Source organism: Bdellovibrio sp. HCB-110, assembly GCF_047323225.1.
In the GTDB taxonomy this organism is placed as follows: Bacteria; Bdellovibrionota; Bdellovibrionia; order Bdellovibrionales; family Bdellovibrionaceae; genus Bdellovibrio.
Genome location: NZ_CP178750.1, coordinates 1,395,745 through 1,419,783, shown reverse-complemented (window position 1 = coordinate 1,419,783; position 24,039 = coordinate 1,395,745). Strand labels below are relative to the sequence as shown.

The following is a 24,039-nucleotide window of genomic DNA, read 5'->3' as shown; positions in this document are numbered from 1 at the left end:
AAGTTTCGGGTCATAGACCCTAGAATAGGATTTCCTCATGCAGAAACTTTTTTGGCTCGATATGGAGATGACAGGTCTCGATGTCGAAAAAGAAGTGATCATCGAAGTTGCCGCCATCGTTACTGATCTTAATTTTAAAGAACTTGAAACTTTTGAAACCGTTGTTAAACAACCGCAAAAGTATCTTGATTCTATGGATGCGTGGAATACTGAACACCACAAGAAATCAGGCCTTACTGCGAAAGTTCCTTTCGGCATGGAGCCTGATCAAGTCGAAGCGAAGCTTGTCGACATGGTGAAAAAACATTTCCCAGATCCCAAGGACCGCCCGGTTCTCGCTGGAAACTCCATCATGCAGGATCGTCTTTTCATCGACAAATACATGAAGGATCTTTCACCTCGCCTGCACTACCGTATGGTGGATGTGTCGTCTTGGAAAGTGATCATCAATAACAAGTTCAACTATATCTATCAAAAAGCGAACAAGCATCGCGCCTTGGACGACATCCGTGAGAGCATCCAAGAACTTCGTGCGTACTGCGATAAATTGAAATTCTAAAAAACCATGCCACAAAAAAACGAGATCGAATCCGAATCAGCTTTTAAAAACTGGATCAATGCCGGTCTCGTGGCTCGTATTGCTAAGCACATCGAATTTCATTATCCGAAATTTGATTCAAAGGCGTTTAATAAACTCAGCGCTCAACTTCCCTCTTTGGAGATGAAGCCAAGAATGAGATTGATCTGTGATTTTTTAAAAAGTCACTTACCTGAGGATTATACGACAGCCTTGGATATTCTAATTGATGCCACTGTGAAGCCCGCTCCGAAAGTAGAACCGTTAAAAGGTTTTGATTTGTGGGCTTTTACAGAATACGCGCACCGCTACGGATTAGAAGATTTCGATGAGTCGATGAAGGCCTTGCATGAATTCACACAAAGATTCACTGCCGAATTCGCAATCCGCCCCTTCTTGATCCAAGAAGAAGCAAAAACTTTAAAGGTTCTTCACAAGTGGACAAAAGACCCAAACCATCACGTGCGCCGTTTGGTGTCTGAAGGTTCAAGACCAAGATTGCCGTGGGGCGAGCAGCTGAAATCCTTCATCAAAGACCCAGCCCCAACCATCGAACTTTTAGAAAAGTTAAAATACGATCAAGAACTGTACGTAAGAAAATCCGTCGCCAATCACTTGAATGATATCTCAAAAGATCATCCAACAATTGCTATAAAGACAGCTCAGAAATGGTTGAAAGAAGCTCCAGCAAAACACAAAGATAAAATTGACTGGATCGTCAGACACGCCTTGAGAACTTTGCTAAAAAAAGGAAATCCCGAAGCATTAAAGATTCTCGGCTTTGAAAACAAAGGCAAAGTCCACGTCAAAAATTTGAAAATCTCCAAAAAAGAAATCCGCGTCGGAGAGCACTTGGAGTTTTCATTCGATCTAGCCAGCACCACAGCCGCACAGATCATGGTGGATTATTTAATCCATCACAAAAAATCCAACGGTGAAACGAGCCCAAAAGTTTTCAAACTCACAACAAAAAGTTTGAAGACAAAAGAAGTACTAGCCATCAAAAAGAAACACTCCTTCAAACCAGTAACAACAAGAGTGTACTACCCAGGCACGCATTATTTAGAAATTATGGTGAACGGAAAACTCTTAGCAAAAGTTCCTTTTAATCTGAAGAAGTAAAATAAAAACTAACAGCCGAAAAAAAAACGCGCCGCCAAGGCGCCAGATCCCAAAAGCGCAACGAAAGTTCTAATTCCAGCTTTGGGCCTTAGAGGGGGCTGTGCTGCTGGCAAAACCGAGTTCCGCAGCGCCAAGAAAGAAATGCAGTAGCAATCAGAAGAAAAAAGAAAAGAAAAAGGGAGGCTAGCAAGCCTCCCTCATAGCGCGAGGACTGTCTGAGCGTTTTGCCAGCAGCACAGCCCCCTCTAAGACCCAAAGCGGGTCAATTAGTAACGATAGTGTTCAGGTTTGAAAGGCCCTTGAGGACTCATATGCAAGTACTTAGCTTGCTTAGAAGTCAACTTAGTCAACTTAACACCAAGTTTATCAAGGTGAAGAGCCGCCACTTTCTCATCCAAGTGCTTAGGCAAACGGTAGACAGCGATGTCTTGGTACTTATCACGGTTGTTGAAAAGTTCCATTTGCGCCAAAACTTGATTCGAGAATGAGTTGCTCATTACGAAGCTTGGGTGTCCAGTTGCGCAACCCAAATTCACCAAACGACCTTTAGCAAGGATGATAACTTGTTTGCCGTTTTTCAAAGTGTGGATGTCCACTTGTGGTTTTACTTCGCGGATTTTTGAATTCTTGTTCAACCAAGCCATGTCGATTTCGATATCGAAGTGACCGATGTTGCACACGATCGCGTTGTTTTTCATAGAGTTAAAGTGCTTGTCAGTGATGATATCGCAGCAGCCAGTTGCTGTTACGAAGATATCGCCCATTTTCGCAGCTTCATCCATAGTCGTCACTTCGAAACCTTCCATTGCCGCTTGCAATGCGCAGATAGGATCGATTTCAGTGATAAGAACGCGAGCACCAAGACCACGCAATGAATGCGCAGAACCTTTACCTACGTCGCCGTAACCAGCAACTACGCAGATTTTACCAGCAACCATCACGTCAGTGGCACGTTTGATACCATCTGCCAATGATTCACGGCAACCGTACAAGTTGTCGAATTTAGATTTAGTCACAGAGTCATTGATGTTGATTGCAGGAACTTTCAATTTTCCGTTTTTCAACATGACTTCAAGATTGTGAACGCCTGTTGTAGTCTCTTCAGAGATGCCGATGATTTTCTTCAACTCTTTTGCGAAGCGTGGCTCGTGCATCATGTTTGTCAAATCGCCACCGTCATCAAGGATCATGTTGTAGCCGTCTTTGCCCCAACCAGTGATCGTTTGTTCGATACACCAGTTGAACTCTTGCTCCGTCAAACCTTTCCAAGCAAATACTGGGATGCCCGCTGCTGCGATAGCAACGGCTGCGTGATCTTGAGTAGAGAAGATGTTGCAAGAAGACCAACGGATTTCAGCACCCAACTCTACAAGAGTCTCGATCAAAACCGCCGTTTGGATTGTCATGTGAAGGCAACCAGCAATCTTCGCACCTTTAAGAGGTTGTTGTTTCTTATACTCTTTACGAAGAGCCATAAGACCTGGCATTTCAGTTTCAGCGATCTTGATTTCTTCGCGTCCCCATTTTGCCAATTTATCGAAAACTTCTTGGCTCTCCATCGCTTCTTTGCAAACTTTGAAGTCGCCAGAAGGCAATTTTGCCGTCGATTTAGCTGCTGCTTTTACGTTTTTTTTCATAGCGGATTTTCCGTTCGTTGTCGTTAGTGACATTGATATTGATCCTTTGGTTGTTTTCTAAGGTAAAGTCAAAATTTCGTACCCAGTATCTGTCACAAGCACGGTATGTTCAAACTGTGCGGATAATAGACTATCCGCAGTATGATAGTACTTAATGCTGGAGCCTGGGATGTTGTATTCGATGATCTCGTCCGTTCCTTGGTTCACCATAGGTTCTACGGTGATGCAATGGAAGGGAACCAAACGGTCGCCCTTGCCTTTTTTACCGAAAGACGGAACAAAGGGTTCTTCGTGGAAAATGCGACCGACGCCATGGCCGCCGATTTCTTTAACGGTTGTATAGCCCTTACGAGTCACCAGCTTGTTGGTTTCAAAACCGATATCGCCAGTCCACCCGTTCGGTGTAATCGCCTCTATGCCCTTATCACGAGCCATACGAGCTGTTTCCACAAGGTCTTTAGCTTCCTCAGAAACGTTGCCGATCATGTACATTTTCGACGTGTCGCCAAAGAAACCATTGATCCAGGCTGTCACATCGACGTTGATAATGTCGCCGTCTTTAAGAATAGTTTTATCGTCAGGAACGCCATGGCAAACCACTTCGTTCACAGAAGTACAAGTGTACTTTGGATACCCGTGATACCCCAAGCAAGCCGACTTCGCGCCTTTGCTCATCATGAAGTCGTTGCACAACTCATCGATTTCGTTCGTTGTCATACCCGCCTTGATGTACTTATCAAGGTAAGTCAAAGTATCGGCCGCGATACGGCAGGCCAGAGTCATTTTTTTGATTTCTTCTAAAGAAAGAGGCTTGATTCCCATAGAGGGGATTTATAGCACAGCAACCTAAGGTTGGATAGGCCGAAAGTAGACCCTTAGAATAACAAAAGCCTAGGTATTACCCTAGGCTTTTGAATCTAGTTCAGCTTTAAGACTGATTCTAAGACTATTTCAAGTGCTTAGAAACAAGCTTAGTCATATCGAACATAGAAACAGTCGTTTTACCGCCGAAAACTTCTTTAAGTTTTGCATCAGCGTTGATGTTTCTTCTGTTTTTAGCATCTTGAAGACCGTTCTTCTTGATGTAAGCCCAAAGTTTTTTAACAACTTCAGTGCGTGGAAGTGGAGAAGCGCCAACAACTGCTGCCAATGCTGCAGAAGGAGTCAAAGCCTTCATGAATGCTGCATTTGGTTTACGAGCAGATTTTGCTTTTGGAGCAGCTTTTTTCGCAGCAGCTTTTTTAGGAGCAGCGGCTTTCTTTGGAGCTGCTTTTTTAGCAGCTTTTTTTGGAGCAGCTTTTTTAGCTGCAGCTTTCTTAGTAGTAGCTTTCTTAGCTTTTGCCATTCTAAATTCCTCCGTTAGGTTTTTAGTCTCGTTTATACGAATGAACACAGTGTGTATCTAAGTCGAGGCGTTTGTCCAAAAAAAAATGCATGCTAAATCATTTTTTTTTCGCACTGGGTGCAGATTTACCCAGTTTTCCCCTAGGAAAAAGGACCATTTCTCGATGGAAAACCCCTTCTGGACTGAGGGAAATTGGGTCGAAACCGATAAGAAAGGCATGAGTTTTCAAGCAAGTTTTAAGCAAATTCTTCGAGAGAAAATGGGTGAAAAAGCCTCTTCCTCCCCTGGAATGAACACTTCAAACGTGCACGCAGATCCTGCGCATCTGGCTTATTTGCTTGGACAAATCAATCGTTTAGAATTCCAAACTCCCCGAGGACAATACCCTGCTCCGAAGGTTCGTCCTCAAAGAAAGCCCCATAACTTCTCTGCAACTCAAAAGCTTTCCTATGAGTTCCTTAAGACTTGGATCCATGATTTCTCTGAAGGGTTCACAGCCAATGAATTGAAAAAAGCGTTTCGCCAAGTGGCGATGGTACTCCATCCCGACCAAGGCGGAAGCACGCAGCAATTCGTCGAGCTCAAAGATCACTATGAAAATCTTCGCTCTCTCGTATCAATATAAGACACTAAACAAGATTACATTGTTGAAATGACCTCAGGACTTCTATTATAGAACCGATACTTCATGATAGAACGGCGGCGGAATACCACCATGTATGACTTAGAGTTCACATCCGAGGATGCGTATAAAAAGCGATTGACCTACTTTAAAGTCATTTACTTTATTGGGGTGGCCGTATCGTTAGTCTATGTCATCAAGTATAATTTTGAATATAAAGTCACAGAGTACAACTCGGTCCTAATCCCTGGATGGCTAGCCTTCTTGATCCTTCCCCCTCTTGTACTTCGACTCACTAGGAACTACCTCTACTCGGCACTCACCCTGGGGGCGGTCGCGATCAGCCTTCTCACCTATCTGTTGTATACTGCTGGCGGAGGTGATGCCCCCGGTGTTTTTTGGCTTGCCGCCGTCCCTTTGGTCTTAGGAATCTTAATTGGTCTTCCTGGAGCTGTTGCTGGGTATTTCATCATTGCCGCCGTCATCGTCTTCTTCTGGTATATGAAAGCCAATGACATGGGACCTAATGTCATTGCAGAGTATGGTGATTACGGTCGGGAAAAGCTCTTTAACCTCGTCACCTTTCTTATTTTCTCCTGCTTCACGACCCATCAATACATCATGGGAGAAGAGCGCTTTATGAAGCGCCTGATGGAGAAGAACCTCGATATCGAGAACCTTCTGCGCGTTCTGATCCATGACATCGCTAATACTTTGTCGTCGATGACCTATAACTTGGTCAAAGCCAAAGAGGACCGCGAGAACAGCGTGAGCTCCATCGAGTTTGAAAAAATTGAAAAGGCCGTTGATGACATCAACAACCTTCTTGCGCAGGTGCGCCATCTGAAGTCAGTGAAGGATGGAAAAGCGGCTCTTCCTCTAAAGCCTATCTCTTTGACCCTGGTTCTTCATGAAGTCTATGAAAGCACTCTGGGAATTGCCCAGCAAAAGGGTATCAAGCTGTCTCTGGATATTTCGCGCGACCGTATGCTGATCAATGGCGAAAAGACCATCTTAAGCAACGTGGTTCTTCTTAACTTGCTCAATAACGCCATTAAGTTCTCTCACCCGGGAGATCGTATTGACTTGAAAGCTTATTCGAGTGGAGATCAGGTTATTATCGAAATCCAAGATTATGGCATTGGTATTCCAGAGCACATCCTGGGGCAGATTTTCAATCTGAACGCACAGACCACCCGCACGGGCACTCAAGGGGAAAAAGGTACTGGCTACGGCATGCCTCTCGTCAAAGAGTACTTACAGATGATGGATGGCACGATTGAGATCTTTTCTCAGGAAGCGGCAACGCATAATCAGCCTCGGGGAACTCGCGTCGTCTTAAAGTTGCCGTTAGCAAAACCCGTGACCTGATCGTCTCATAGTGGGATTGCCCAGATTAAACCGGTAAATAAATTTTGTCGAACGCCGATAAGTTCTACATGAGAACCCGGAACGTATTGGATTTATCTTTCTCTCTCATCCTGTTATTATTTTTAAGCTCAATGGGCTATGCGTCCCCGAGCACCTTGACCTATCAAGGTCGCATTCTCAAGTCGGACGGAACTCCTTTAGAGTATTCCAATGTCAGTTTTATTTTCCAAATCACCGATCCATCCGGTCAATGCGTCATCTACCAAGAACAAGTCACCGGGATTAGCATGGCTAACTCCAAAGGGGTCTTTGACGTTCCGATCGGCAAGGGCGGCGTCAATTATCCATTGAGCGGCGGCTCCACGGTTCTTGATGCCTTTAACAACTCCTCCACTTTCGCCTGCGGCGCTTGCAGCGGCTACACGTGCTCCGCCGGAACAAGCAATTATTCTCCCGTGCAGACAGATGGTCGCCTTTTAAGAGTCCAATTTCATGACGGCGGTGCGTGGCGCTTGATCTCACCTGACACCGTGATCCGCTCTGTTCCCTACTCGGCATATGCCTTAACTGCGAACAAATTGGGAACGAATGTAGCTTCTGATTTTCTTTTAAAAGTCGGCATTCCCACCTGTGGCGCCAATGAGTTTTCATCATGGAATGGAACCGCTTTTGTTTGCGCTCCGGTAACTGGCGCCAGCGGCGGGACTGTGACGAATGTGACGTCCGGGAACTCTTATGTCACAATCACGAATAACACTTCTACTCCCCTTGTCACTTTGAATGTGGGAACCACTGCGGGAACCGTTGCTGCTGGTGACGATGCTCGTTTTACGGATGCTCGTGTTCCAATGGGAACAGCCGGTGGAGATTTGGGCGGATCTTATCCGAATCCTTCCGTTGGTAAAATTCAAGGCGTTGTGATTTCTGCTGCGGCTCCTACGAATGGTCACTTCTTAAAGTTTGATGGAACTCAGTGGTTGGGTTCTGCCATTGCGATGAGTGATGTGACGAATTTAAATTCTACTTTGAGTAACTATCATACTGTGGCTGCATTTAACTCTGCGGTGGGAAGTGCGAACTGTGCGGCTTATGAAACGCCGTACTGGAACTCAGTCTCCGGATCATTCCAATGTCAGGCGATCAACGTGTCTGTTGCAGGTGATGTGAGTGGAACGATTGGTGCAGTTTCCGTTAATAAAATCAAAGGTGTTGATGTTGATACAACAGGGTTAGCCGCTGGCCAAGTTCTTAAATATGATGGAACGAAGTGGGCTCCGGCTGCGGATTCAAATGCTGGCGGTACTGTTACGAATATTGCGACGGGCACTGGCTTGAGTGGTGGTCCAATCACAACAACGGGAACTATTTCTTTGGCAAACACGGCTGTGAGTGCTGGATCATATGGTTCAACAACTCAAGTTGGAACTTTCACCGTGGATGCTCAAGGTCGTTTGACTGCGGCTTCAAGTGCGGCGATTGCATTTCCCGTAACGTCTGTGGCAACAAAAACTGGTGCTGTTGTTTTGGATTATGGTGACATCAACAGTGCAGCTTCTAAATATCTGACTTATAAACCGAATAACGTCGCTTGTACTGATGGACAAGTGATGAAGTGGATCACGGCAAACTCTCGCTGGGAATGTGCGAACGATACAGATACATCTTCAGGTGGTACGGTTACTAATATCGCAACGGGTACTGGCTTAAGCGGCGGCCCTATCACTTCTACTGGAACTATCTCACTTGCTAATACAACAGTCACAGCAGGTTCTTACACAAGAGCTAGTATAACTGTTGATGCTCAGGGCCGTTTGACTGCTGCGAGTAGTGGGGGTGCGATCAGTCTTGCCTCGGATGTGACTGGCACTCTTCCAATAGCCAACGGAGGCACAGGACAAACTTCCGCATTAGCAGCATTCAATGGCCTTTCTCCGCTAACAACAAAAGGGGATATTCTAACTCGCGACGGAACCAATAATATTCGTCTGCCTGTTGGAACCAATGGACAAGTTCTTTCTGCAAACTCTGCTCAAGCTTCCGGTCTTCAGTGGATTACGCCAACAAATGGAACTGTGACGAATGTCACTGGAACAGCTCCCATTGTTGTAGCAACAGGTTCAACAACCCCTGCGATTTCAATCAGTGACGCAACTACAGGTGCAAAAGGTGCGGTTCAAGTCGGTGCAGGTATCGCGGTTTCATCGGGAACCATCAGTGCTGATCCTGCGAACTTCCCTTCCGCTGTTCCTGTTTCTAAAGGTGGTACGGGAGCGACATCTCTTACAGCGAATAGACTTCTTGCATCCAATGGAACGGGTTCAGTCGTCACAACATTTAACTGTGCTGTCGGACAAATGATTTCGTTTGATGCCACGGGTTTGATGATCTGTTCCACTTTCACGACGGGTTCCGTATTCCTCAATGGTGGAAATTCATTCGCTGGTGCAGCCACTTTAGGAACCAATGACAACTACAACCTAACTTTAGAAACGAACAACTCTCCTCGAATAACAATTGACTCCTTGGGCAACGTCGGGATTGGGACAGCTACTCCCGGAAGTCATCTTCACGTTTACAGCGATAAGCCGCGTTTAAAAGTTCAAGACGACAACAACGCAAGTAGCTACTTCGAGATCTACGATAGCCAGGACACTCAAACGTTGATTCAAAAAGTAACCCAAGTTGGCAATACAATGATCGATATTCAACCGATTCCTTCGGATGGGACCTCGGCGAGTAATGTCCGTCTGTTTCGTGGCACGAATACATCAGGTGCCAAGTCTTTGCAGTTGTTCAAGGGCGACAATAGTACAACCGTTCATACCCAGTTGGGTGTGGATGGGGGAAACAGCTTCTTCCAGATCGGCGGCGGCAATGTCGGTATTGGCACAATGACCCCTTCCTATCGGGTCGATGTTCAAGGCGACAATTACTCTGCAAGTTCCGTCAAATTACGCCGTACTGAAGTTTCCGGCATTGGCCCCGGAGTTGATTTTTACACTTCAGCCGACGCCACAGACACTGCGACTTCACAAACAATCAGCGGCAAGGGCCTGGGGCAAATCAATTTCTACGGCACCAATGAAACAGGGGTTGCGGCCTCCAATCCATCGGCGCGCATTTCCGTCGTTACTTCCGAAAATACAACGACAACAACAACTGGTGGTTACATACGCTTTCAAACCACGACAACGGGAGCCAACACTTTGACGGAAATTATGCGCTTGAACGATGGCAAAGTGGGCATTGGAACAACATCGCCGAGTTCAACTTTACATGTTGCGGGCTCCGTAAAAATTGTTGATGGATCACAGGCTCAAGGACGTATTCTCGCTTCTGACGCCAATGGTTTGGCGGCATGGAAACAAACAATTATTCGCGGAAGCACGGCGGGACTTACGGGAAATACATCCAATGGCTCTCGCGTCACTTCAGGAGTGACAATCACTCTTCCGCCCGGAAAGTGGCAACTTTCAGGTATGGGAATTACGACGCCGTCGTCCTGCCGCGCAGACTTTGGTCTTCGTGCATCCGCAACGGATACGATAGTAAAATACACTCTTTTCCCAGCGGCCACCGGAGACTTTCAAACTGCCACGGTGCTGGCTTATGTCGATATTTCCGCAACAACCACTTACGATCTATACATCACTTCGCGTGGGGCCTGCGCTTCACAAATTCATACGGACCCATTTTTATGGGAGTTAGTGGCAACCGGGGTTGCATACTAAAAGAGCGGGTCACCCCGCTCTTTTATATTTACACCATTTTGAAACGAATACGTTTTGGTCCCGCATTTTCGCCGAGGCGTTTTTTGCGATCTTCTTCGTATTCAGAGAAGTTTCCTGGGAAGAATTCGATTTTAGATTCACCCTCGAAAGCCATGATATGCGTGCAGACGCGATCCAAGAACCAGCGATCATGCGAAATCACGACTGCAGATCCACCGAACTCAAGCAATGCTTCCTCAAGGGCGCGCATTGTGTTCACGTCCAAATCATTCGTCGGCTCATCCAGTAGCAACAGGTTCGCACCTTCTTTAAGGATCTTCGCCATGTTCACACGATTTCTTTCACCACCCGACAACTGACCGACTTTCTTTTGTTGATCCGTGCCAGAGAAGTTAAACCAAGAAACGTACTGACGAGCATTGATCTCGCGAGTTCCTAATTGAATCACATCAGCGCCACCCGAAAGTTCTTCATAGATGGACTTATTTGGATCCAATGTCTCGCGTGTTTGATCGACGTAAGCAATCTTCACAGTCTCACCGACTTTGAATGTTCCAGAATCCGGTTTTTCTTTTCCTGTGATCATACGGAACAGAGTCGATTTACCCACACCGTTCGGTCCAATCACGCCCACGATCGCACCACGAGGGATGGTGAAGCTCACATCGTCCAAAAGAACTTTGTGTTCGTAAGCTTTCGTGATGCCTTTTGCTTCCACAACGATATCGCCCAAGCGAGGTCCTGGTGGAATGTAGATCGACATCTCTTGAATTTTTTCTGGAGAAGCTTCTTTGATAAGATTTTCGTAGTTAGAAATACGCGCCTTCGATTTCGCTTGGCGAGCTTTCGCGCCTTGACGAATCCAATCCAACTCACGCTCCAAAGTTTTAGCTTTGCGAGCTTGATCTTTGGCTTCGTTCGCTTGGCGCTTGTCTTTTTGTTCTAGCCAAGATGTGTAGTTTCCTTTCCAAGGAATACCTTCACCACGATCCAATTCCAAAATCCAACCAGCAACATTGTCCAAGAAGTAACGGTCATGGGTTACTGCGATAACAGTTCCTGGGAACTTTGAAAGATACTGTTCAAGCCATGCGACTGACTCTGCGTCCAAGTGATTCGTCGGCTCATCCAACAACAAGATGTCTGGTTCAGACATGATAAGTCTTGCCAAAGCGACACGGCGTTTTTCACCACCTGACAAGTTCGTCACAGGCAAATCGCCATCTGGACAGCGAAGAGCATCCATCACGATTTCAATTTTTTGATCTACGTCCCACGCACCAAGAGCTTCCAATTTTTCTTGGATCGCACCTTGTTTTTCGATGAGTTTATTCATCTCGTCTGGATCCAAATCAGGGTCGCTGAATTTGTCATTGATCGCGTTGTATTCTTTCATGAGCTTTGGAAGTTCGCCCATGCCGGCAAAGATATTTTCTTTCACCGTCAATGCGCTATCAAGTTGAGGTTCTTGCTCGAAGTAACCCACTTTCATGGTCTTAGATGGGAAAGCTTCACCGAGAAAATCTTTGTCTACGCCTGCCATAATTCTGAGCAAAGTGGATTTTCCAGAGCCGTTCAGACCCAAAACTCCGATTTTTGCTCCGTAGAAGTAAGAAAGATAAATATCCTTCAAAACGTATCTTTGTGGAGGATATACTTTACTTACGCCCTTCATTGTGTAGATAATCTCTTGAGACATGACGTCCTCTCCTGTAAAAGGAAGTGTTATAACACTATCTGCCCCTGTGCACGAAGCACTTTTGGTAGAAAAAATAAGCAGAACTAATTAGCGAATGAGTGACGGCATCTTAGAGAGACAACAAAACCCTATTCCAGACTCTTCGGTTAACACCGAAAAGAAAGAATCCTCGCGGAAGTCCGTGTTTGGAAGTCTGAACCAAGACCTCAAGCAGGCTTTGGATACTTGGGATGTACTCACGGAGCAAATGAGCAACAAGCTTTCCCCTGAAGAAGAGCAGCTGCAGGAAGTCAAAAGACTTCTGGGCGAGCTTAAATCCAAACTTAAAGAATTCGGCGAATAATTACTTTTTATCGTGCTTACTTCCACCCAGGCATTCGGGTGATTCGAACTGTAGCGTGGCTTTTTGTTTTTCCCACTCTGCAGGTGTCAGGGTCTTTTGCGTGAGCGCATGAAGACCGTTTTTCAGTTCTTCTTTGAGAAGATCATTGATCATTCTTTGACGATCAATGCGTGATTTGCCTTCAAATGCGGCAGAAACCACTAAAACTTTGAAATGCGTTTCGCTTCCCGGAGGAACAGAGTGCATGTGGCTCTCGTTTTCGATCTCCATATGAAGAGGAACAAGAGCCTGCTTTAAAATTTCATTCAATCGGGAAGCGCGAGACATGAACTAGTGATTTTTCTTTTCAATTTTTGATTTAACGAAATCAATGCCCATTTTCGCCATGGCGATGACACCTTTTTCTTCCAGTTTCTTTTCTACATCTTTAGCTGTGCGTAGAGCTTTCGCCGCCGCCATTTGCGCAATGGGATTGCCAACAGGAAGTCCTTCAAATTGGCCATCGTGTTTCCACTCGTCAGCTACTGTGTCTGCCAATTCCATGACCTTAGGAGCCTTTTGGCGGATCAATTCACTGCCGTAAAACTCCAAATGAGTCTTTTGCGAATGATGGTGCTCAGAAGGCTCGTCGCCATAAGCGGGTCCACCTTCAGCGATCATTTCTGATTCAGCCTTAACTTCATCATCAACATAGACATCATGCACGCCTTCATTCTGAGCTTCCGTGTTGATGGCTTCTGCCTCATCCATCGTTTGTTCAGTGGCAACACGAGTTTCTTCCATGTCTGCCATAATATCTTCCATCTCTTCATTCTGAGTTTCGTGATGCGGACGACGCTTATGAGGATGCTTCGTCGCATGAGATCCTTTCGCGTGGTGAGCTTTTGAAGAGTGATGTTTCTTTTTTCCGTCGTAATTTTTGATCTCTGGCATAATAAACCTCTTAAGCTATGCAAATCCTAACATTTCACGAGTCACAAAATCATAGTCAGCTTTCACCGGCGATTTTCCAGCAAAAAGACTTTTGCCAGATCGCACAGTGTTTTTTACTTCAGAAGAAGTTCTAATATAACCCTTCATCAGTGAATCCTCAAAAGATTCGATGCACTTCTGTAAAAGTTCATGGCTCGTATTCTCACGACCATCGAACTTAGTGAAAAGAATCTTCTTTGTAAAATCCAAGTCAAAATCCCGCTTGATATCGTCTAGCTCCAACAAATTCTTTTGCAGTCCCAAGAAAGCGAATTTATCTGGATTCACTGGCAAAATCACTTCGTCAGAAGCCACCGTGACAGCGGTATTCACGGCACTCAGCGCCGGAGCTGTGTCGATCAAAATAAGATCATAACGATGTCTGATTTTCTCCAAAGGTCCTTTAACAACCTGAGCCCAGTTACGGTTCGAATTCATCAAAACCCGATCTAAGACCGAGTTATTCAAAGAAGAGGGAATCAAATCCACATGGGGCTCGACAAAACACACGCACTCTTCAATGCTTTTGCGTTTTTCAGCAATATCCACCCACACCGGAAGAGATTCATCCTCCACGCCCAAAGCAAAGCTTAAGTTGGCTTGTTGATCCATGTCGATGAAAAGAACACGCGCGCCATACATCGCTGCGCGAAGGCCCATGTTTAAAACAGACGTCGTCTTAGCAACGCCCCCTTTGAGCATCTGAATGGAAATCACTTTTTGCGGATACTTATAACCTTGCGCTAGCAAAACGGAACGAACTTCCTCTGGCAAAAGCCAAGGAGATTTGATCTTTTTTTTGAGAGTCGCTTCGGCCTTCTTTTTAATTTCGCTGGGAGGAACTTCAATAAAAGAAGCCAAATCACTGAGGGTGATGCAAAATTCCTGCTGCGCCAATGTCGACATAAGAATCTCCTCTTGCCCTAGAGCGTACATAGAGGACCCCTTAAGCGCAAGAACAGCGCAGAGAGTTATCATAGCTCTGGAGGACTAAAATCTTCCAGATGCTGGACCTCATCCTTGATGATGGATCTCATTTCCTCGATGTCGAACTTATACGACCAGAGCAATTGCTCGCGCATTTTGCGAAACTGCCAGATTTGTTCAGGAGTGAGGGGGCGCAACGATTCGATCAGCCTGCGCAGGTGAAGATCCACCTCCCTTTTAAAATCTCCATAGTCCGTGTCGTCTTCTTTATCGAGGAAGTCTAAAAACTCATGGATGGCTGGATTCATACGCACCTCAAATATCCCTCTATTGTGCCCTGCTCCCGTCGCTGAACAAATTGGACCGTCCCCATCTTGCTAAGAATCACAATCGGGCCTAAGCTAAATCGACCTTATGAAAGGACATCTATGGCTCCCGAAATGGCAGCAGCCTATGTTGTCGGTTGGATTCCCTCCGCCGCGATCACGGGACTGCAAATTTGGTTGAATCGGAAAAAAGTCAAATCGGCCCCCTACCGCCAGCTTCAAAAGAATTTGCAAAAAGTCGGACTGATTTGGCGTGAGTCACGCTCGGATATGGAGCCGTTTCGCGAGGGAAAGGAAGAGCAAGATCTAAAGTCTTACGAGAAGAACATCCTGCTAATGGGTACTTTTTTCCTATTTTTAAGTTGGGTGGGCTTCTTCTTTAACCTTCTTGTCTTAATTTCCGTGCATTCTTTGGCAGTCTCTCGTAAAGAGAGAAAGCTTTTTTCCAGTGATCTGACGACGCAAGATCTAGCTGTCGAACCCATCCAGGAAATTCTGAAGGAATGTGAATGAAACCCGCGAGCAAACTCCCCGTTATCGAAAAATCTAAAAACTGGCTTATCATCAACAAACCACCAGGAATTTCCGTGCACAACGAAGCGGGCGATGTTCGCAGCCTCCTTAAAAAACAACTGCATCCAGGAACTTTCCACGACATCTATCCGGTTCATCGCTTGGACAAAGAGACCAGTGGAATTTTAGTTGTTGCCACCGAACAAGAGGCCGCTGCCAACCTGTCTGAACAATTTCAAAATCACAAAGCGGAAAAAATGTATTATGCCGTTCTTCGCGGTGGCATGGATGTTTCAGAGGAATGGCAAGAGTGGGCCTTTCCAATTTCTGACAAAGCCGAAGGTCGTAAAAATCCTCAAGGACTTCTTAAGGACCGTGTAGAGGCCAAAACGCTCTATCGCGTTTTGGATTCCAACAAGTATTTCTCGCTAGTGGAATTACGCCTCCTCACGGGACGACAACATCAAATTCGTAAACACGCAGCTTTGGCAAAACATGCGATTGTCGGCGACACCCGTTACGGAGATCCAAAGTACAATGACAAGATGGCGCAAATCTACAAAACCGATCGTATGTATTTGCACGCCTTCCGTTTGAGTCTTCCTATCGGAGGACGCACTCAAACTTTTGAAACACCCATGCCCGAAGATTTTCGAGAGCTTTTCAAATAAAGGGTTTTGTTAGTTTGCAGAAGCCCCACGATTCCCTTCTGGGGCGAACGGCACCGCGCGATAATCAACTCGATGAGAACACTTGCGGTGCAATTTCTTTTATTGATTGTTCTGGGTTGCCAGAACTCAGACTCTGCCAAGAGTGTTTCTCCTGTTGACCAACCTCCTGCCGAGCTACCCCATAATTACGACGGTGCTCCAGGTGACTTCATTGGCAACTGGGAAGGCCGCTGCACCGTAGACTCCGTTGTTGCCTGCAAAGCTGAAATGCGCGTCAACATCATCGCAGATCGGTTTTATCTGCAAATGGGTTATTCTATCGGAGATTCCTTTTATGGCGCCGTCTTCGATCCCCACCGCATTCAAAAAAATACCCTGATTGAGATTAAAACATCGCTACCAGCAGGAGCCATTGGGAGTGATGGCTTTTACCTGACCCGGGAGAATGTCGGCAAAGTGACCATTGATTTAAAAGAAGAGGGCGAAATCATTCTTTCCATTGCACAACTAAGTGGCAACAAAGTCACTCATATCGCAGGCTCTATGAAACGCACCAGCAAAAGGCCGTGCGATTCCTTTGGATGCCTCGGTGAAAATGAAAAACCTTAACTTACTTTTTTGTTCCGATTTGACTTTCTAATTTAGATAGAAAGTTTGCGACTAGATCATCACGCTCTTGGCCCACAACCGGGCGCGCACCCAATGGATACTCTTTGTAGAGTTCCTTCGGAAGCTCCAGCAAGAAACGCGACGGAGTTACAGGACGAACAGCCCCGTTTTTCTTCCTTTGCTGACAGCGTGACATCACCAGACGTTTCTTCGCGCGAGTGACACCGACATAGAACAATCGGCGTTCTTCATCGATATCAGAGCCTAGGTTTTTATGAGGCAAAAGATCTTCCTCAAGCCCCGCCAAAATCACCACTGGGAATTCAAGACCTTTTGACGCATGCAAAGTCATCAGCTGAATTTTGTTCGGCTCTTCTTCCTCTTGCGACATATCGTCACGCAAAAGCATGGAGTCGATGAACGATTTGATATTTTCGATGTCGTAAGATCTGCGTCCCAAATAGGAATCTAGAATACGCCCAAAGATCTCAACGACCATCCATTTCTTTTCAGCACTCGTGGGATCTGCGGCCGTCCCGTAGACGTATTCGCGATAGCCAATCTCTTGAAAGATTTGGACCATCTTAGCTCCCGGCGAGGAGCCCACTTGGAAATCAAGAATGTTTTTCGGAAGGTCTTCGATAAACTTCATCAGATTATCAATCGACTCCCCGGCTTTGTCTTGCACTTCGGCTTCTTTCCAGAAACGGCAGGCATCGACAAAGTTGATTCTTTTTTTGAGTGCAAATTCGCTGAGCTTTTCAATTGTCGTGTCACCAATACCGCGCGAAGGCACGTTGATAATACGACGAAGGGACACTTCATTGGGTGCCAAAGACTGCTTTAAATACGCCATCAAATCTTTGATCTCACGTCGGTCAAAGATCGAAGTACCGCCCGAGATATTGTAAGGCATGTTCGCACGACGCAAAGAGGACTCAATCAAGCCTCCTTGCGTGTTCGAGCGATAGAGAATCGCAAAATCTTTATACTTAAATCCCTGACGTTGGAAATTCAGGATTTCAGAGACGACAAATTCACATTCGTCTTCTTCCCTGTCCAAAACAAACAGCTCTGGCAATTCACCCGTATCTTGAGCCGCCTGTGAACGCAGGATTTTTCCGTGACGATTTTTATTTTTGGAGATCGCCGCATTCGCCACCGCCAAGATTTCCGCTGACGAACGATAGTTTCTTTCAAGCTTAATCACTTCGCAGTTTTTAAACTCTTGCGGGAAGTTCAGAATATTTTTAACTTCCGCGCCACGCCAGCCGTAAATCGACTGGTCGTCGTCACCCACTACCGTCAGGTTGTTATGTGACTTCACGATCTGAGCAATCAGATCCATTTGCATGCGGTTGGTGTCTTGAAACTCATCCACCATCACTTGGCTGAAAGAGCCTTGGACTTTTTCTAAGATATCTGGATGTTCTTTAAACAACTGCAAAGGCTTGATCAAAAGCCCTTCAAAGTCGACCACGCCCAGATGTTCCAGACGTTTTGCAAATTTTGGAGCCAAGACTTCCACCATCTCATGGTATTCATCGAAAGCTTCGTTTTGCACAGCAAGGCCCGTACGACGATCATTGATCATCGCCAGGATTTTATCGACGTCGAATTTATCTTTGCCGGAATTTTTAATGTCTTTGATAAGGTCTTTTAAAATGGAATTACAGTCACTTTGATCGACGATTCCAAAGTACGGAGACAGATTGGCGTGCTTGTGAAAACGACGCAGAATTTGCAGCCCGAAAGAATGAAAAGTCCCTGCCCAGAGACCTTTTCCCGTATTTCCAAGCTTTGCTCCCACGCGGTGTTTTAACTCACGCGCGGCCTTGTTTGTGAACGTTAGCACGCAGATCTCTTGAGCCTGTGCGACTCTTTCAGAAATCAAGCGCCCTGTTCTTGAAACAAGAACCGTTGTTTTACCTGAACCCGCTCCAGCCAAAATAAGCAAAGGGCCGTAATTATGTTTTACGGCCTTCTGCTGCTCGGGGTTCAACCCTTTAAGCCAATCCATGAAATCTCGTTTAAATAAAGAACTATACTCTGTTGTGGATCAATGTGCGCACTTCGTCTTCGAAAACCACTTCGATTTTGTCAGACATCGCGTCTTTGATGAAACCCATACCGAATTTAGGATGTTGAAGTTTCGTGTTCTTTTCAAACTTCGCCTTCATATTGTAAGACGCTGTTGGAGCACCTTCATTCGACATCAACATTTCGTATTCGTTGCGATGGCTGGATTTGCGTGAGTTCATTGTCTGTTCACGTTTTTTCGCCGCCGCTCCCGTCAATGGTTTGCCAGTGCGAGTTTGCGCTTTCGGAAGAGAATATGTCTTTTGCGATCCGCAGATTTCGCATTTGATTTTCGCCGAAGTCGAAGATGTGTGCGCTAAAACGACGTGGTATCTGTCAGCATCACACTTCTTACAGAATGCAAAAAAAGACTTCGCGACAGGGGGCAGGGTATTCATCGACATTTGGTTCTTCCTATCTAGTATTGTTGTTTCAAATTATAAATCATCAATTTTTCATCTAACTTCTTTTGGCCAATTTCACTTGCGCTCAAATAGAAGGGACCTTCGCTGCGCTCAATGCGCTTTTGAAAATCCAGCATGCTCTCTTCATTCTTCGGATCAATGTACGTCCCTGTCGGTCCGTAGTTTTCCAAGAACGCGAGATCGGGTTGTTTATTAAAAAACTTTTCCCAGCAGTTGGTGTTCACTTGCACACGGTACGTGATGGTCTTTGCATGAGAGTGAACCGGAGCATAGGCACCAATCACTTCCAAGTGGCCATAGTGAGAATGCAGCTTCAACGCCGGACTTCCCCACTGAGTCATCCCTGAACATTGTTCCACGTTAGCGTACCACAATCCAAAGGCTTTCGAGAGAAATCCAAGACCGTAAAGGCCACCGTCTGGAAGCAACGAGTTGATAGAGCATAAATTGTGCGCCACCCACTCCCCGCGGTGCATTGTCGGAATGATAATAAACAAAGAAAGGGGAACCCACTCCATGTCATCCAAGGACGTCACTTCTTTAAGAACACCGGAAGTTTTAATGGGAGAATTTGTAGCTGGGTATTTTTTAGGATCTAGAACCGCACGCATCTCTTTGGTAAGAGCAGAAGGTTTTGCGGCAAAGCCCGCAACAAAACCCGGCATGACCGCACAATCATAAAACACCCAACGAGGCATGGCCATATTGGAAGGACCAAACGCACGCTCTTCGATGGAGTAAATACGATCTGCAAAAGAGATTTGATCGATATCGAGAGGATCTTTGAAGATCGGTTCTTTTTGAAACCAGTCCAAACGATGAACGGAGCCTGGCAACGCGATTTGATTTTCTGGACGAACGAACACATAAGGGCGAATATCATCGCGCTCCATCCAGCTCGCTTTTGCCAACAAAGGATTCATCTACTACTACTCCAGTTCCGCGGGCAAGCCCGCTGCACTCTGTGCGCCAGACGCGCCTACCGGCCTATCATTTCATTAGGTTTTACTATCTTATCAAATTCTTCGCCAGAAAGGAGTCCAAGATTGATGGCTTCTTCGCGCAGTGTTGTGCCATTTTTATGGGCAGTTTTCGCAATTTTAGCGGCATTATCGTAGCCAATGTGAGGATTCAGCGCAGTTACCAACATCAAAGAGTTGTCGAGGTGCTTTTTAATCTGTTTTGTGTTTGCTTCAATCCCCGCCACACAGTGTTCCGTGAAGGACTCACATGCATCCGCGAGAAGGCGAATGGAGTTTAAAACGTTAAAAACGATCAAAGGCTTAAAGACATTGAGCTCAAAATGCCCGGTCGCGCCCCCGATACTCACCGCCACATGATTTCCCATGACTTGAGCACAGACCATAGTCATAGCTTCACTTTGAGTGGGATTCACCTTTCCCGGCATGATCGAGCTGCCTGGCTCATTTTCAGGAAGGTTCAACTCACCGATACCGCAACGAGGTCCTGATCCGAGCAAACGAATGTCGTTAGCAATCTTCATGAGGGACACAGCCACAGAGTTTAAAGCGCCGCTGACTTCAACAAGAGCGTCGTGGGTCGCCAAAGCTTCAAATTTATTTTCTGCTGATACAAAAGGAAGTTTCGTTTCGTGAGCGATCGCTTTTGCAGCCGCTTCAGCAAACTGCGGATGCGTGTTCAATCCCGTCCCTACCGCCGTGCCACCTAAAGCCAATTCATAAAGATGAGGCAATGTGTTTTTCACTCTTTGTACAGAGTGTTTCATTTGCATCGTGTAGCCTGAAAATTCCTGTCCTAAGGTGAGCGGTGTTGCATCCATCAAATGCGTGCGACCGATTTTGACGATGTCTTTGAATTCATTTTGCTTGAGTTCAAGAGCCTTGCGAAGTTTTTCCATCATCGGAATAAGGCGATGATCAATTTGCTCCGCAACGGCGATGTGCATCGCTGTCGGAAATGTGTCGTTGGAAGACTGACCGCGATTGACGTCATCGTTGGGATGAATGTCTTTGCTGGGTAACGTGACACCCATAATATCCATCGCGCGATTCGCAATCACTTCGTTGGCATTCATATTGGTTTGTGTGCCCGAACCTGTCTGCCACACGACCAGAGGAAAGTGTCCATCCAGTTTTCCGGCGATCACTTCATCAGCGGCTTTTACAATCACGTCAGTTTTCTTTTGATCTAACAAGCCCAGGCTATGATTGGTCAAAGCCGCACATTTTTTTAAGATTCCTAATGCGCGAATCATCTCGCGAGGAAAGCGGTCTCCACCAATACGGAAATTCTGCGTGGATCTTTGAGTTTGGGCTCCCCAGAATTTATCTGCGGGAACCATCACCTCACCCATCGTGTCTTTCTCTGTACGAAATCCTTGCTGTGCCATTTTTCCTACTTTCGAGCGACTTGGCCTACGTGGGCCTGATCCGTTGGATAAATAACAAGTTCTTGAATATTCACGTGAGCCGGACGTGCTACACACCACGCAATGGTTTCGGCGATGTCGCTAGCTTCCAAAGGCGTCATACCTTCATAGACTTTATCGGCTTTTTCTTGATCGTTAAAACGCACGAATGAAAATTCCGTGCTGACCATGCCTGGTTCGATATTCGTCACACGAATTTTACTTCCTAAAAGATCCATGCGCAGACCTTCTGAAAGAGCTCGCACTGCAAACTTTGTTGCGCAGTAAACGCCACCACCTGGATAAGTCCAGCGACCGGCAACGGAACCCAGATTCACAATGTGTCCTGAGTTTTTGCGAACCATGTGCTCAACCACTCCGCGGGTCATGAAGAGCAGACCTTTGATGTTGGTGTCGATCATCGACTCCCAATCATCCAAAGAGGCGTCTTGCATTTTATCTGTTCCCTTTGCAAGCCCGGCGTTGTTCACCAGAACTTCGACGCCTGCTAATTCCGCGGTGTGCGCTTTTAAAAACTCACTCACTTCAAAACGATCTGAAATATCAAATGGGGCGAGCTTCACCGAAACAGCGGGATATTTGCTTTTGATGGATTTTTCGAGTTCTTGAAGTTTTTCAAAACGACGGCCCGTCGCTAAAATCGAAAAACCTTGTCCTGCCAACGCCAAAGACGTCGCCCAGCCGATGCCTGATGTGGCTCCCGTGATTAAAGCCCATTTCGCCATATTTTCACCTCAAACTAAGACGATAGCAGCCCCCTCCCCCGATGGGTATCTAGCTCCCCAATAATGCTCTGCAATACAGAAAGGTACGGCGTACCTCCTGAGCCGGAATTCTGGTAGGTTCGCGGCCTATGAAATGTCCATGTGGTTCTGAAAAATCTTATGTTGAGTGTTGCGGCGTTTATCATTCGGGAAAAGCTTTGGCCCCCACGGCAGAGGCTTTAATGCGTTCCCGTTATTCGGCGTTTGCTAAAAATCAAATGCAGTACTTGCGTGACACGACGGATCCGCAAACTCTGGACTTGATTGATGACGAGGCCAATAAAGAATGGGCCGAGAGAGCAAAATTCCTCAAGCTTGAAATCGTTCGCGCCGAAGAAAAAGGCACCAAAGGCACGGTGGAGTTTAAAGCCTTCTATTCAGTCGATGATGAAGAGTATGTTCATCATGAAGTGAGCACTTTTCGCAAACAAGCGGGAGAGTGGTTTTTTAAATCTGGAAAAATCAAGGCGGAGAACAAAAAATGAAATATTGGCTCATGAAATCCGAACCGGATGTTTATTCAATTGATAAACTGAGCAAAGACAAGACGACTCCCTGGGAAGGCGTTCGCAATTATCAAGCTCGCAACTTTATGATGAAAGATATGGAGCTAGGCGACCTGGTTTTGTTCTATCATTCTAACGCCGAACCACCAGGTGTTGCGGGTGTTGCGAAAGTTTCTAAAATCGCTTTTCCTGACAAAACTCAGTTCGATAAAAAATCAGAATACTTTGACGCGAAAGCCACGAAAGAAAAACCGATCTGGTTCTGCGTTGAGGTGGAATTCGTCAGCAAATTTAAAAATCTTGTGAGTCTTTCAGACCTTCGCGACAACGAAAAACTTTCTGACATGGTTGTTTTGCAAAAAGGTTCTCGCCTGTCTGTTCAGCCTGTCGACAAAAAGCATTTCGACATCGTCAAAAAAATGGGCGGCCTGTAGTTCATGAAACTGTTTTTGGCTCCGATGGAAGGTGTGGTTGATTGGGTGATGCGTGATACTCTCACGCGCATTGGTGGTATTGACCAATGTGTGACAGAGTTTTTGCGTGTCACTGATCGCCTGCATCCTGAAAGTGTTTTCTATAAAAACTGTCCGGAGCTTAAAACCAATTCACGCACGCGTTGGGGCACACCTGTTTTTGTCCAACTTCTTGGCGGTCATGCCGAACCTTTGGCGCTCAATGCGCAAAGAGCTGTGAAACTTGGCGCCTTAGGGATTGATCTTAATTTTGGTTGTCCCGCAAAAACCGTGAACCGTCACGATGGTGGCGCGAGTCTTCTAAAATCCTGTGATCGTGTTTTTACAATTGTCGATACAGTTCGCAAGGCCATCCCTGCTGAAATTCCTGTGACGGCAAAAATTCGTCTGGGATTCGACGATCCGACAAAATGTATTGAGATTGCTCAAGCAGTGGAAGCCGCCAATGCCACGTGGCTTACGGTTCACTGCCGCACAAAAACAGATGGTTATAAACCACCTGCTTACTGGGAATGGATTCCGCGCATTAAGGAACACACAAAAATCCGCATTGTCGCGAATGGAGAAATCTGGAATGTCTCTGACTTTCATCGCTGCGTAGAAGTAACAAAATGTGAAGACTATATGATCGGCCGCGGAGTGATGAGCAATCCGTTTATCTTTAAACAGATCAAACAAAGTCTTGCGCAAGAACCTGTCGAAGAAATGTCGTGGCCCAAAGCCAAACCTTTGCTTCCGCAATTTTTTGAAGCGAGCACCCTTTACATCAACGACTACTTTGCGGTTTCCCGCACGAAGCAGTGGTTAAAAGCGCTGTCTTTGAAAAATGCAGAGGCCAAGCAGGTCTTTGACGAAATAAAGATTATTAAAAAGCCTGCGGAATTTAAAGAAAACCTAGAACGTATTTGTTTTTAATT

The 24,039-nt window shown here is 45.9% G+C and carries 25 protein-coding genes; 12 read left to right on the top strand and 13 right to left on the bottom strand.

Translation table 11 applies throughout. The annotated features are described in order from the left end of the window. Positions 1 to 37: 37 nt before the first annotated feature. Together orn and ACL934_RS06750 are read left to right on the top strand one after the other, a co-directional pair. On the top strand, positions 38 to 559 hold the full coding sequence (orn, locus tag ACL934_RS06755; protein ID WP_374079115.1) for an oligoribonuclease: 522 nt from the start codon (positions 38 to 40) through the stop codon (positions 557 to 559). Positions 560 to 565: 6 nt separating this feature from the next. Next, a complete protein-coding gene (locus ACL934_RS06750) occupies positions 566 to 1,699 on the top strand; it encodes a DNA alkylation repair protein (protein ID WP_413613231.1) in 1,134 nt (377 codons plus the stop codon). Between the two features lie 266 nt (positions 1,700 to 1,965). On the opposite strand, the gene ahcY is transcribed toward ACL934_RS06750, so the two are convergent. The 3 genes from ahcY to ACL934_RS06735 all read right to left on the bottom strand — a co-directional run bounded on the left by ahcY (position 1,966) and on the right by ACL934_RS06735 (position 4,681). After that, on the bottom strand, positions 1,966 to 3,369 hold the full coding sequence (gene ahcY, locus ACL934_RS06745) for an adenosylhomocysteinase (RefSeq protein ID WP_413613230.1): 1,404 nt from the start codon (positions 3,367 to 3,369) through the stop codon (positions 1,966 to 1,968). A gap of 24 nt (positions 3,370 to 3,393) precedes the next feature. Then, positions 3,394 to 4,158 carry a type I methionyl aminopeptidase gene (map, locus tag ACL934_RS06740; protein ID WP_374079107.1) on the bottom strand — a complete coding sequence of 255 codons (765 nt, stop codon included), beginning with the start codon at positions 4,156 to 4,158 and terminating at the stop codon, positions 3,394 to 3,396. Positions 4,159 to 4,282: 124 nt separating this feature from the next. Then, positions 4,283 to 4,681, bottom strand: a complete 399-nt coding sequence (locus tag ACL934_RS06735) for an SWIB/MDM2 domain-containing protein (RefSeq protein ID WP_413613229.1) — start codon at positions 4,679 to 4,681, stop codon at positions 4,283 to 4,285. Positions 4,682 to 4,898: 217 nt separating this feature from the next. Here ACL934_RS06735 and ACL934_RS06730 point away from each other — a divergent pair, with 217 nt between their 5' ends. The 3 genes from ACL934_RS06730 (at position 4,899) to ACL934_RS06720 (ending at position 10,405) form a co-directional block, all read left to right on the top strand. Continuing rightward, positions 4,899 to 5,306: a J domain-containing protein gene (locus ACL934_RS06730; RefSeq protein WP_374079106.1), complete on the top strand. Its 408-nt coding sequence runs from the start codon at positions 4,899 to 4,901 to the stop codon at positions 5,304 to 5,306. A 90-nt stretch (positions 5,307 to 5,396) separates the two neighbouring features. After that, a complete protein-coding gene (locus tag ACL934_RS06725) occupies positions 5,397 to 6,674 on the top strand; it encodes a sensor histidine kinase (RefSeq protein WP_413613228.1) in 1,278 nt (425 codons plus the stop codon). Positions 6,675 to 6,742: 68 nt separating this feature from the next. Beyond that, entirely contained in the window at positions 6,743 to 10,405 is a 3,663-nt protein-coding gene (locus tag ACL934_RS06720; protein WP_413613227.1) for a beta strand repeat-containing protein, read from the top strand. A 28-nt stretch (positions 10,406 to 10,433) separates the two neighbouring features. Here the strand turns inward: ACL934_RS06720 and ettA are convergent, their stop codons facing one another. Further along, complete coding sequence (gene ettA / locus ACL934_RS06715) at positions 10,434 to 12,104, bottom strand: energy-dependent translational throttle protein EttA (RefSeq protein WP_374079099.1); 1,671 nt, start codon at positions 12,102 to 12,104, stop codon at positions 10,434 to 10,436. Positions 12,105 to 12,198: 94 nt separating this feature from the next. Here ettA and ACL934_RS06710 point away from each other — a divergent pair, with 94 nt between their 5' ends. Beyond that, on the top strand, positions 12,199 to 12,447 hold the full coding sequence (locus ACL934_RS06710; RefSeq protein WP_374079097.1) for a hypothetical protein: 249 nt from the start codon (positions 12,199 to 12,201) through the stop codon (positions 12,445 to 12,447). Here ACL934_RS06710 and ACL934_RS06705 read toward each other — a convergent pair whose 3' ends face one another. From ACL934_RS06705 to ACL934_RS06690, 4 genes are all read right to left on the bottom strand, one after another. Further along, complete coding sequence (locus ACL934_RS06705; protein WP_374079095.1) at positions 12,448 to 12,774, bottom strand: BolA family protein; 327 nt, start codon at positions 12,772 to 12,774, stop codon at positions 12,448 to 12,450. 3 nt (positions 12,775 to 12,777) lie between these two features. After that, positions 12,778 to 13,380 (bottom strand): hypothetical protein, encoded by a 603-nt coding sequence (locus tag ACL934_RS06700; RefSeq protein WP_374079092.1) that lies wholly within the window; start codon positions 13,378 to 13,380, stop codon positions 12,778 to 12,780. A gap of 15 nt (positions 13,381 to 13,395) precedes the next feature. Further along, positions 13,396 to 14,325 carry a ParA family protein gene (locus ACL934_RS06695; RefSeq protein ID WP_374079090.1) on the bottom strand — a complete coding sequence of 310 codons (930 nt, stop codon included), beginning with the start codon at positions 14,323 to 14,325 and terminating at the stop codon, positions 13,396 to 13,398. 68 nt (positions 14,326 to 14,393) lie between these two features. Next, positions 14,394 to 14,654 (bottom strand): hypothetical protein, encoded by a 261-nt coding sequence (locus tag ACL934_RS06690; protein WP_374079087.1) that lies wholly within the window; start codon positions 14,652 to 14,654, stop codon positions 14,394 to 14,396. Positions 14,655 to 14,774: 120 nt separating this feature from the next. Between ACL934_RS06690 and ACL934_RS06685 the strand changes: the two genes are divergently transcribed. From ACL934_RS06685 to ACL934_RS06675, 3 genes are all read left to right on the top strand, one after another. Continuing rightward, a complete protein-coding gene (locus ACL934_RS06685; RefSeq protein ID WP_374079085.1) occupies positions 14,775 to 15,185 on the top strand; it encodes a hypothetical protein in 411 nt (136 codons plus the stop codon). Further along, positions 15,182 to 15,856 carry an RluA family pseudouridine synthase gene (locus ACL934_RS06680; RefSeq protein WP_374079083.1) on the top strand — a complete coding sequence of 225 codons (675 nt, stop codon included), beginning with the start codon at positions 15,182 to 15,184 and terminating at the stop codon, positions 15,854 to 15,856. The genes ACL934_RS06685 and ACL934_RS06680 overlap by 4 nt, the downstream gene beginning before the upstream one ends. A gap of 87 nt (positions 15,857 to 15,943) precedes the next feature. After that, positions 15,944 to 16,465: a hypothetical protein gene (locus ACL934_RS06675; protein WP_374079081.1), complete on the top strand. Its 522-nt coding sequence runs from the start codon at positions 15,944 to 15,946 to the stop codon at positions 16,463 to 16,465. A gap of 1 nt (position 16,466) precedes the next feature. Here ACL934_RS06675 and ACL934_RS06670 read toward each other — a convergent pair whose 3' ends face one another. From ACL934_RS06670 to ACL934_RS06650, 5 genes are read right to left on the bottom strand one after another with little or no spacing between them, the layout of a single operon-like run. Continuing rightward, positions 16,467 to 18,485, bottom strand: coding sequence for an ATP-dependent helicase (locus ACL934_RS06670; protein ID WP_374079079.1), 2,019 nt, complete (start codon positions 18,483 to 18,485; stop codon positions 16,467 to 16,469). Positions 18,486 to 18,507: 22 nt separating this feature from the next. Next, entirely contained in the window at positions 18,508 to 18,948 is a 441-nt protein-coding gene (locus tag ACL934_RS06665; RefSeq protein ID WP_374079077.1) for a hypothetical protein, read from the bottom strand. A 14-nt stretch (positions 18,949 to 18,962) separates the two neighbouring features. Then, complete coding sequence (locus ACL934_RS06660) at positions 18,963 to 19,892, bottom strand: hypothetical protein (RefSeq protein WP_374079074.1); 930 nt, start codon at positions 19,890 to 19,892, stop codon at positions 18,963 to 18,965. 56 nt (positions 19,893 to 19,948) lie between these two features. Next, on the bottom strand, positions 19,949 to 21,340 hold the full coding sequence (fumC, locus tag ACL934_RS06655; protein WP_374079072.1) for a class II fumarate hydratase: 1,392 nt from the start codon (positions 21,338 to 21,340) through the stop codon (positions 19,949 to 19,951). Positions 21,341 to 21,345: 5 nt separating this feature from the next. Next, positions 21,346 to 22,104 (bottom strand): SDR family NAD(P)-dependent oxidoreductase, encoded by a 759-nt coding sequence (locus ACL934_RS06650; RefSeq protein ID WP_374079070.1) that lies wholly within the window; start codon positions 22,102 to 22,104, stop codon positions 21,346 to 21,348. Between the two features lie 128 nt (positions 22,105 to 22,232). On the opposite strand from ACL934_RS06650, the gene ACL934_RS06645 reads away from it, so the two are divergent. The 3 genes from ACL934_RS06645 to ACL934_RS06635 are packed head-to-tail and all read left to right on the top strand — an operon-like array spanning position 22,233 to position 24,037. Beyond that, positions 22,233 to 22,628: a YchJ family protein gene (locus tag ACL934_RS06645; protein ID WP_374079067.1), complete on the top strand. Its 396-nt coding sequence runs from the start codon at positions 22,233 to 22,235 to the stop codon at positions 22,626 to 22,628. Continuing rightward, on the top strand, positions 22,625 to 23,083 hold the full coding sequence (locus tag ACL934_RS06640; RefSeq protein WP_374079065.1) for an EVE domain-containing protein: 459 nt from the start codon (positions 22,625 to 22,627) through the stop codon (positions 23,081 to 23,083). The genes ACL934_RS06645 and ACL934_RS06640 overlap by 4 nt, the downstream gene beginning before the upstream one ends. Positions 23,084 to 23,086: 3 nt before the next feature. Further along, the gene (locus tag ACL934_RS06635; protein WP_374079062.1) at positions 23,087 to 24,037 is read left to right on the top strand and encodes a tRNA dihydrouridine synthase; all 951 of its coding nucleotides are present in this window, start codon (positions 23,087 to 23,089) and stop codon (positions 24,035 to 24,037) included. Positions 24,038 to 24,039: the final 2 nt, after the last annotated feature.

Excerpts from the sequence above, each read along its gene's own strand:
- ACL934_RS06640 (WP_374079065.1), top strand. The coding sequence starts at position 22,625 with ATGAAATATTGGCTCATGAAATCCGAACCGGATGTTTATTCAATTGAT.
- ACL934_RS06710 (WP_374079097.1), top strand. The coding sequence starts at position 12,199 with ATGAGTGACGGCATCTTAGAGAGACAACAAAACCCTATTCCAGACTCT.
- ACL934_RS06635 (WP_374079062.1), top strand. The coding sequence starts at position 23,087 with ATGAAACTGTTTTTGGCTCCGATGGAAGGTGTGGTTGATTGGGTGATG.
- ACL934_RS06705 (WP_374079095.1), bottom strand. The coding sequence starts at position 12,774 with ATGTCTCGCGCTTCCCGATTGAATGAAATTTTAAAGCAGGCTCTTGTT.
- ACL934_RS06665 (WP_374079077.1), bottom strand. The coding sequence starts at position 18,948 with ATGTCGATGAATACCCTGCCCCCTGTCGCGAAGTCTTTTTTTGCATTC.
- ACL934_RS06750 (WP_413613231.1), top strand. The coding sequence starts at position 566 with ATGCCACAAAAAAACGAGATCGAATCCGAATCAGCTTTTAAAAACTGG.
- ACL934_RS06670 (WP_374079079.1), bottom strand. The coding sequence starts at position 18,485 with ATGGATTGGCTTAAAGGGTTGAACCCCGAGCAGCAGAAGGCCGTAAAA.
- orn (WP_374079115.1), top strand. The coding sequence starts at position 38 with ATGCAGAAACTTTTTTGGCTCGATATGGAGATGACAGGTCTCGATGTC.
- ACL934_RS06660 (WP_374079074.1), bottom strand. The coding sequence starts at position 19,892 with ATGAATCCTTTGTTGGCAAAAGCGAGCTGGATGGAGCGCGATGATATT.
- ettA (WP_374079099.1), bottom strand. The coding sequence starts at position 12,104 with ATGTCTCAAGAGATTATCTACACAATGAAGGGCGTAAGTAAAGTATAT.
- ACL934_RS06645 (WP_374079067.1), top strand. The coding sequence starts at position 22,233 with ATGAAATGTCCATGTGGTTCTGAAAAATCTTATGTTGAGTGTTGCGGC.
- ahcY (WP_413613230.1), bottom strand. The coding sequence starts at position 3,369 with ATGTCACTAACGACAACGAACGGAAAATCCGCTATGAAAAAAAACGTA.
- fumC (WP_374079072.1), bottom strand. The coding sequence starts at position 21,340 with ATGGCACAGCAAGGATTTCGTACAGAGAAAGACACGATGGGTGAGGTG.
- ACL934_RS06700 (WP_374079092.1), bottom strand. The coding sequence starts at position 13,380 with ATGCCAGAGATCAAAAATTACGACGGAAAAAAGAAACATCACTCTTCA.
- ACL934_RS06685 (WP_374079085.1), top strand. The coding sequence starts at position 14,775 with ATGGCTCCCGAAATGGCAGCAGCCTATGTTGTCGGTTGGATTCCCTCC.
- ACL934_RS06650 (WP_374079070.1), bottom strand. The coding sequence starts at position 22,104 with ATGGCGAAATGGGCTTTAATCACGGGAGCCACATCAGGCATCGGCTGG.
- ACL934_RS06730 (WP_374079106.1), top strand. The coding sequence starts at position 4,899 with ATGAGTTTTCAAGCAAGTTTTAAGCAAATTCTTCGAGAGAAAATGGGT.
- ACL934_RS06695 (WP_374079090.1), bottom strand. The coding sequence starts at position 14,325 with ATGTCGACATTGGCGCAGCAGGAATTTTGCATCACCCTCAGTGATTTG.
- ACL934_RS06680 (WP_374079083.1), top strand. The coding sequence starts at position 15,182 with ATGAAACCCGCGAGCAAACTCCCCGTTATCGAAAAATCTAAAAACTGG.
- ACL934_RS06690 (WP_374079087.1), bottom strand. The coding sequence starts at position 14,654 with ATGAATCCAGCCATCCATGAGTTTTTAGACTTCCTCGATAAAGAAGAC.
- map (WP_374079107.1), bottom strand. The coding sequence starts at position 4,158 with ATGGGAATCAAGCCTCTTTCTTTAGAAGAAATCAAAAAAATGACTCTG.
- ACL934_RS06720 (WP_413613227.1), top strand. The coding sequence starts at position 6,743 with ATGAGAACCCGGAACGTATTGGATTTATCTTTCTCTCTCATCCTGTTA.
- ACL934_RS06735 (WP_413613229.1), bottom strand. The coding sequence starts at position 4,681 with ATGGCAAAAGCTAAGAAAGCTACTACTAAGAAAGCTGCAGCTAAAAAA.
- ACL934_RS06725 (WP_413613228.1), top strand. The coding sequence starts at position 5,397 with ATGTATGACTTAGAGTTCACATCCGAGGATGCGTATAAAAAGCGATTG.